We start from the raw sequence: 7,500 nt of genomic DNA on the forward strand, positions 1-7,500 counted from the left end.
TTGGAAAATATCTCTGATTTATGGAATAGTGCCTTAAAAGAATTAGAAAAAAAGGTAAGCAAGCCTAGTTATGAGACATGGTTAAAATCCACAACGGCTCATAACTTGAAGAAAGACGTATTAACGATTACAGCTCCGAATGAATTTGCTCGTGACTGGCTAGAATCTCATTACTCCGAACTAATTTCAGAAACACTATACGATTTAACAGGGGCAAAATTAGCAATTCGCTTTATTATTCCCCAAAGTCAAGCTGAAGAGGACATTGATCTGCCTCCAGTTAAGCCGAATCCAGCACAAGATGATTCAGCTCATTTACCACAGAGCATGTTAAATCCAAAATATACATTCGATACATTTGTTATTGGCTCTGGTAACCGTTTTGCCCATGCAGCTTCATTAGCTGTAGCTGAGGCGCCAGCTAAAGCGTATAATCCACTCTTTATTTACGGAGGAGTTGGACTTGGAAAGACACATTTAATGCACGCAATTGGTCATTATGTAATTGAACATAATCCAAATGCAAAAGTTGTATATTTATCATCAGAAAAATTTACAAATGAATTTATTAACTCTATTCGTGATAATAAAGCTGTTGATTTTCGTAATAAATATCGCAACGTAGATGTTTTATTGATAGATGATATTCAATTTCTTGCTGGAAAAGAACAGACTCAAGAAGAGTTTTTCCATACATTTAATGCATTACACGAAGAAAGTAAACAAATTGTAATTTCTAGTGACCGACCACCAAAAGAAATTCCAACTTTAGAAGATCGTCTTCGTTCCCGCTTTGAATGGGGACTTATTACAGACATTACGCCGCCAGATTTAGAGACACGAATTGCGATTTTACGCAAAAAAGCAAAAGCTGAAGGGCTTGATATACCAAATGAAGTTATGCTTTATATCGCAAATCAAATTGATTCAAATATTCGTGAATTAGAAGGTGCACTTATCCGAGTTGTAGCTTATTCATCTTTAATTAATAAAGATATTAATGCTGATTTAGCAGCTGAAGCACTTAAAGATATTATTCCAAATTCTAAGCCGAAAATTATCTCTATTTATGATATTCAAAAAGCTGTCGGGGACGTTTATCAAGTGAAATTAGAAGATTTTAAAGCGAAAAAACGTACAAAATCAGTTGCGTTTCCTCGCCAAATTGCAATGTATTTATCGCGCGAGCTTACAGATTCCTCTTTACCAAAAATAGGTGAAGAATTTGGTGGACGTGATCATACAACAGTTATCCATGCCCATGAAAAAATCTCTAAACTACTAAAAACCGATACGCAATTACAAAAGCAAGTTGAAGAAATTAATGGTATTTTAAAGTAGTAGCTGAATAGTGTGAATAACTTACCTTGTTTTACGCACAGTCTATCCACATGTAGATAGACTGTTTTTACATCCTTTAGCGGAGTTATCCACATATCCACAAGCCCTATTACTATTACTACTACTTTTTATCTTTATTAATTAAATAAAATCTTATACTTACCGGAGGTTTTTCTTTATGCGTTTTACAATACAAAAAGACTATCTTGTAAGAGGTGTACAAGATGTAATGAAGGCAGTTTCTTCTCGTACAACAATCCCAATTCTTACGGGAATTAAAGTTGTAGCAACTGAAGAAGGAGTTACATTAACAGGAAGCGATGCTGATATTTCTATTGAATCGTTTATTCCAGTCGAAGAAGATGGAAAAGAAATTGTAGAAATAGCTCAATCAGGAAGCATTGTTTTACAGGCAAAATATTTTAGTGAGATTGTAAAAAAACTACCTAAAGACACTGTCGAAATTTCTGTAGAAAATCATTTTATGACAAAAATAAAATCTGGAAAATCAGAGTTTAACTTAAATGGTTTAGATTCTGCAGAATATCCGTTATTGCCACAGATTGAAGAACATCATGTATTTAAGATACCAACAGATTTACTTAAACATATGATCAGACAAACTGTATTTGCAGTTTCTACTTCTGAAACAAGACCAATCTTGACAGGTGTAAACTGGAAGGTATATAACAGCGAGTTAACTTGTATTGCAACAGATAGTCATAGGCTGGCACTTCGAAAAGCAAAAATTGAAGGACATAATATTGCAGATGAATTCCAAGCTAATGTTGTTATTCCAGGTAAGAGCTTAAATGAATTAAGTAAAATTTTAGATGAGTCTGAAGAAATGGTAGATATCGTTATTACGGAGTATCAAGTATTATTCCGTACAAAACATTTATTATTCTTCTCAAGATTGTTAGAAGGGAATTATCCTGATACGACACGTTTAATTCCGGCAGAGAGTAAAACGGATATTTTTGTGAATACAAAAGAATTCCTACAAGCAATTGATCGCGCTTCACTATTAGCAAGAGATGGCCGCAATAACGTTGTTAAATTATCAACTTTAGAGCAAGAAATGCTAGAGATTTCTTCGAATTCACCAGAAATCGGAAAAGTTGTCGAAGAAGTACAATGCGAAAAAGTAGATGGAGAAGAGTTAAAAATATCTTTTAGTGCAAAATATATGATGGATGCATTGAAAGCTTTGGATAGTACAGAGATTAAAGTTAGCTTTACTGGGGCGATGAGACCGTTCTTAATTCGTACAGTAAATGATGATTCAATTATTCAATTAATTTTACCTGTTCGTACTTACTAGGTAAGGAATAAGGGTTGCTAGTTTAAAGATGCTAGTGGCCCTTATTTGATTTTTGGGTATTACTTTCCTAATGCTAGTTTATTTAGTACAATGAAAGAATGAACACTTTCAGAAAGTGAGCGATTTTATGAAACGTATTAAAATTTCAACAGAGTATATTACACTAGGACAATTTTTAAAGTTAGCTGATGTAATTGATACAGGTGGCGCTGTAAAATGGTTTTTACAAGAATATGAAGTGTACGTGAACAACGAACTTGAAAATAGAAGAGGTCGCAAACTATATGCGAATGATGTTATTGAAATTCCAGGAAGCGGAACTTTCCAAGTTCAGGCATAAAGGGGGAGCCCTTTGTTTATTTCAGAAATACAATTAAAAAACTATCGCAATTATGAAAAATTAGAGCTTTCCTTTGAAGATAAGGTAAATGTAATTATCGGCGAAAATGCGCAAGGGAAAACAAATTTGATGGAAGCTATTTATGTTTTAGCGATGGCGAAATCTCATAGAACCTCTAATGATCGCGAACTTATCCGCTGGGATGAAGATTTTGGTCAAATAAAAGGGAAATTACAAAAAAGAAACAGTTCTTTGTCTTTGGAATTAAATATTTCGAAAAAAGGTAAAAAGGCAAAATTAAATCAACTTGAACAACAAAAGTTAAGTCAATATATTGGCGTGATGAACGTTGTCATGTTTGCCCCAGAAGATTTAAATCTTGTAAAAGGAAGCCCTCAAGTAAGAAGACGCTTTTTAGATATGGAATTAGGACAAATAGCTCCTGTATATTTGTATGAATTAAGTCAATATCAAAAGGTGCTCACGCAACGAAATCACTTGTTGAAAAAAATGCAAGGGAATAGTAAGAATGAGGAAACGATGTTGGATGTATTTACACTTCAACTAATTGAGCATGGTGCGAAAATACTGCAAAAACGTTTTGAATTTTTGCATTTGCTACAGGAATGGGCAGCTCCAATTCATCGAGGTATAAGCCGTGGATTAGAAGAGTTAGAAATTGTCTATAAACCAAGTGTAGATGTATCAGAATCAATGGATTTGTCGAAAATAAAAGAAGTATACTATGAAAGTTTTCAATCTGTGAAACAACGTGAAATTTTCCGTGGTACGACTTTGATTGGTCCTCATCGTGACGATTTACAATTCTTCGTTAATAGTAAAAATGTTCAAGTCTTTGGTTCGCAAGGACAACAACGAACGACCGCACTATCCCTAAAATTAGCTGAAATTGAATTGATTTATTCAGAGGTTAAAGAATATCCAATCCTTTTGTTGGATGATGTTTTATCAGAATTAGATGATTATCGTCAATCACATCTTTTAAATACAATTCAAGGAAAAGTGCAAACATTTGTTACAACGACGAGTGTCGACGGAATTGAACACGAAACATTAAAAGAAGCGAAAACAATTCATGTAACGAACGGCACTGTAGATTGTGAAATAGATAGGGAATAACCCCTGTTTAAATGGAAAAGTAGGTGATCTTTGTGTCAATGGAACAAAAGCAAATGCAAGAAAATGCATATGATGAAAGTCAGATACAGGTGCTTGAAGGACTAGAGGCAGTTCGGAAACGCCCTGGTATGTATATTGGATCTACAAGTGGAAAAGGGCTTCACCATCTTGTTTGGGAAATCGTAGATAATAGTATTGATGAAGCACTTGCAGGTTATTGTGATGAAATTAATGTTAGTATCGAAGAAGATAATAGTATTCGTGTAACGGATAATGGGCGTGGTATTCCGGTTGGTATACAAGAAAAAATGGGACGTCCAGCTGTAGAAGTTATTATGACTGTTCTCCACGCCGGTGGTAAATTTGGCGGTGGCGGTTATAAAGTTTCTGGTGGTTTACATGGTGTTGGGGCATCGGTTGTAAATGCTCTATCAACAGAATTAGAAGTATTTGTACATCGTGAAGGTAAAATCCATTACCAAAAATATGAAAGAGGTATTCCGGTTGCGGATTTAAAAGTCATTGGTGACACAGATCAAACAGGAACAATAACTCGATTTAAACCAGATCCGGAAATTTTCCAAGAAACAACAGTATACGATTTTGATACGCTAGCAACTCGTATGCGTGAATTAGCGTTTTTAAATCGTAATATTAAATTAACAATTGAAGATAAACGTGAACATAAGCAAAAGAAAGAATTCCATTACGAAGGTGGAATTAAATCATACGTTGAGCATTTAAATCGCTCAAAACAACCGATTCATGAAGAGCCTGTGTACGTAGAAGGTTCAAAAGATGGTATTCAGGTTGAGGTTTCTCTTCAATATAACGAAGGATACACAAATAATATTTACTCATTTACGAATAACATCCATACGTATGAAGGTGGTACACATGAGGTAGGTTTTAAAACAGCTTTAACTCGTGTAATCAACGACTATGGTCGTAAAAATAGCATTTTAAAAGATGCGGACAGTAATTTAACTGGTGAGGATGTTCGTGAAGGTTTAACAGCAATTGTATCAATCAAGCATCCAAATCCACAATTTGAAGGACAAACGAAGACAAAACTTGGGAATAGTGAAGCGAGAACAATTACAGAGTCTGTATTCTCAGAGGCATTTGAAAAGTTCTTACTAGAAAATCCTAATGTAGCGCGAAAAATTGTAGAAAAAGGTACGATGGCTGCACGTGCACGTGTAGCTGCGAAAAAAGCGCGTGAATTGACACGTCGAAAGAGTGCGTTAGAAGTTTCAAGTTTACCTGGTAAATTAGCTGATTGCTCTTCGAAAGATCCAGCAATTAGTGAAATTTACATCGTAGAGGGTGACTCTGCGGGTGGATCTGCAAAACAAGGACGCGATCGTCATTTCCAAGCAATTTTACCGCTGAAGGGTAAAATTATTAATGTGGAAAAGGCGCGCTTAGATAAGATTTTATCAAATGATGAAGTTCGTACAATTATTACGGCAATCGGTACAAATATTGGTGGAGACTTCGATATTGAAAAAGCACGCTATCATAAAGTTATTATTATGACCGATGCCGATGTTGATGGTGCACATATTCGTACCCTATTATTAACGTTCTTCTATCGTTATATGCGTCAAATAATTGAGTGTGGTTATATCTATATTGCACAGCCGCCATTGTTTAAAATACAACAAGGTAAAAAAATTCAATATGCTTACAACGATAAGGAACTTGAAAAAATCTTAGCTGAGCTACCAGCCCAGCCGAAACCAGGAATTCAACGTTATAAAGGTCTTGGGGAGATGAATCCAACTCAGCTATGGGAGACGACAATGGATCCAGAAGTACGTTCGTTACTTCAAGTTTCTCTTCAAGATGCAATAGAAGCAGACGAAACGTTTGAAATTTTAATGGGTGATAAAGTAGAACCGCGTCGTAACTTTATCCAAGAGAATGCAAAATACGTGAAGAACCTTGATATTTAAATGAGTAATGACAGGAATCTAAGTATTCCTGTCTTCTACATATAAATCAATGTATGTGTAACGGAAATGTAAGAGGAGGTGCTCGTTGATGTCAGACAATCAACAACAAGCACGAATTCGAGAAATTAATATTAGTCATGAAATGCGTACCTCATTTTTAGATTACGCAATGAGTGTTATCGTATCTCGTGCATTACCAGATGTTCGTGATGGATTAAAACCTGTGCATCGTAGGGTTTTATATGCGATGAATGATTTAGGAATTACAGCTGATAAAGCGTATAAGAAATCAGCACGTATTGTCGGTGAAGTAATTGGTAAGTATCACCCTCATGGTGATTCAGCCGTTTATGAAACAATGGTACGTATGGCGCAAGATTTTAGTCAACGTTATATGCTTGTAGATGGGCATGGTAACTTCGGTTCTGTAGATGGAGATTCAGCAGCAGCAATGCGTTATACAGAGGCAAGAATGTCTAAGATTTCTATGGAATTAATACGTGATATTTCAAAAAATACAATTGATTATCAAGATAACTATGATGGTTCCGAAAGAGAACCGATAGTACTACCAGCGCGTTTCCCTAATTTATTAGTAAACGGTACAACAGGTATTGCTGTTGGTATGGCAACAAATATACCGCCGCATCAGCTTGGCGAAGTAATTGATGGTGTGCTGGCATTAAGTCATAATCCTGATATTACTATCGCAGAATTGATGGAATATATTCCTGGTCCAGACTTTCCGACGGCAGGTTTAATTTTAGGAAGAAGTGGAATTCGAAGAGCTTATGAAACAGGTCGCGGTTCCATTATGCTTCGTGCTAGGGTTGAAATTGAAGAGAAGTCAAACGGTAAACAATCTATTATCGTAACTGAACTACCTTATCAAGTTAATAAGGCGCGATTAATTGAAAAAATCGCAGAATTAGTTCGCGATAAGAAAATTGAAGGTATTACAGATTTACGTGATGAATCAGATCGTAATGGTATGCGTATTGTCATGGAAGTACGTCGTGATGCTAATGCAAATGTACTATTAAACAATCTATATAAACATACAGCGCTTCAAACAAGTTTCGGTATTAATATGTTGTCTCTTGTAAATGGGGAGCCACAAGTACTAAATTTAAAACAAAATCTATATCATTATTTAGAGCATCAGAAGGTAGTAATTCGTAGACGTACTGCTTATGAATTAGAAAAAGCAGAAGCACGTGCTCATATTTTAGAAGGATTACGAATTGCTTTAGATCATCTTGATGAAGTTATTACGTTAATTCGTAGTTCAAAAACGGCAGATATTGCAAAGCAAGGCTTAATGGAACGTTTTGGTTTAAGTGAGAAACAAGCGCAAGCGATTTTAGATATGCGTCTGCAACGCTTAACTGGAT

The 7,500-nt window shown here is 35.4% G+C and carries 6 protein-coding genes (1 of these 6 only partly in view); all 6 read left to right on the plus strand.

Annotation, left to right across the window (positions count from 1 at the left end):
• Entirely contained in the window at window positions 1–1,341 is a 1,341-nt protein-coding gene (gene dnaA, locus NST90_RS00005) for a chromosomal replication initiator protein DnaA (RefSeq protein ID WP_000428017.1), read from the plus strand.
• 178 nt (window positions 1,342–1,519) lie between these two features.
• Complete coding sequence (gene dnaN / locus NST90_RS00010) at window positions 1,520–2,665, plus strand: DNA polymerase III subunit beta (protein WP_001212884.1); 1,146 nt, start codon at window positions 1,520–1,522, stop codon at window positions 2,663–2,665.
• A 127-nt stretch (window positions 2,666–2,792) separates the two neighbouring features.
• Window positions 2,793–3,005, plus strand: coding sequence for a S4 domain-containing protein YaaA (gene yaaA, locus NST90_RS00015; protein WP_000821364.1), 213 nt, complete (start codon window positions 2,793–2,795; stop codon window positions 3,003–3,005).
• 12 nt (window positions 3,006–3,017) lie between these two features.
• On the plus strand, window positions 3,018–4,145 hold the full coding sequence (gene recF / locus NST90_RS00020; RefSeq protein WP_000470745.1) for a DNA replication/repair protein RecF: 1,128 nt from the start codon (window positions 3,018–3,020) through the stop codon (window positions 4,143–4,145).
• Window positions 4,146–4,183: 38 nt separating this feature from the next.
• On the plus strand, window positions 4,184–6,106 hold the full coding sequence (gene gyrB, locus NST90_RS00025) for a DNA topoisomerase (ATP-hydrolyzing) subunit B (RefSeq protein ID WP_000435982.1): 1,923 nt from the start codon (window positions 4,184–4,186) through the stop codon (window positions 6,104–6,106).
• Between the two features lie 88 nt (window positions 6,107–6,194).
• Window positions 6,195–7,500, plus strand: the 5' portion of a protein-coding gene (gene gyrA / locus NST90_RS00030) for a DNA gyrase subunit A (protein WP_025710392.1). Its footprint extends 1,166 nt past the window's final position; only the first 1,306 of its 2,472 coding nucleotides appear in the window; its start codon is at window positions 6,195–6,197; its stop codon lies off the right edge, out of view.

It is taken from the genome of Bacillus sp. FSL E2-8900, from assembly GCF_037966225.1.
In the GTDB taxonomy this organism is placed as follows: domain Bacteria; phylum Bacillota; class Bacilli; order Bacillales; family Bacillaceae_G; genus Bacillus_A; species Bacillus_A cereus.

Coding starts and splice junctions, on each gene's coding strand:
- dnaN (WP_001212884.1), top strand. CDS start 1,520: ATGCGTTTTACAATACAAAAAGACTATCTTGTAAGAGGTGTACAAGAT.
- yaaA (WP_000821364.1), top strand. CDS start 2,793: ATGAAACGTATTAAAATTTCAACAGAGTATATTACACTAGGACAATTT.
- gyrB (WP_000435982.1), top strand. CDS start 4,184: ATGGAACAAAAGCAAATGCAAGAAAATGCATATGATGAAAGTCAGATA.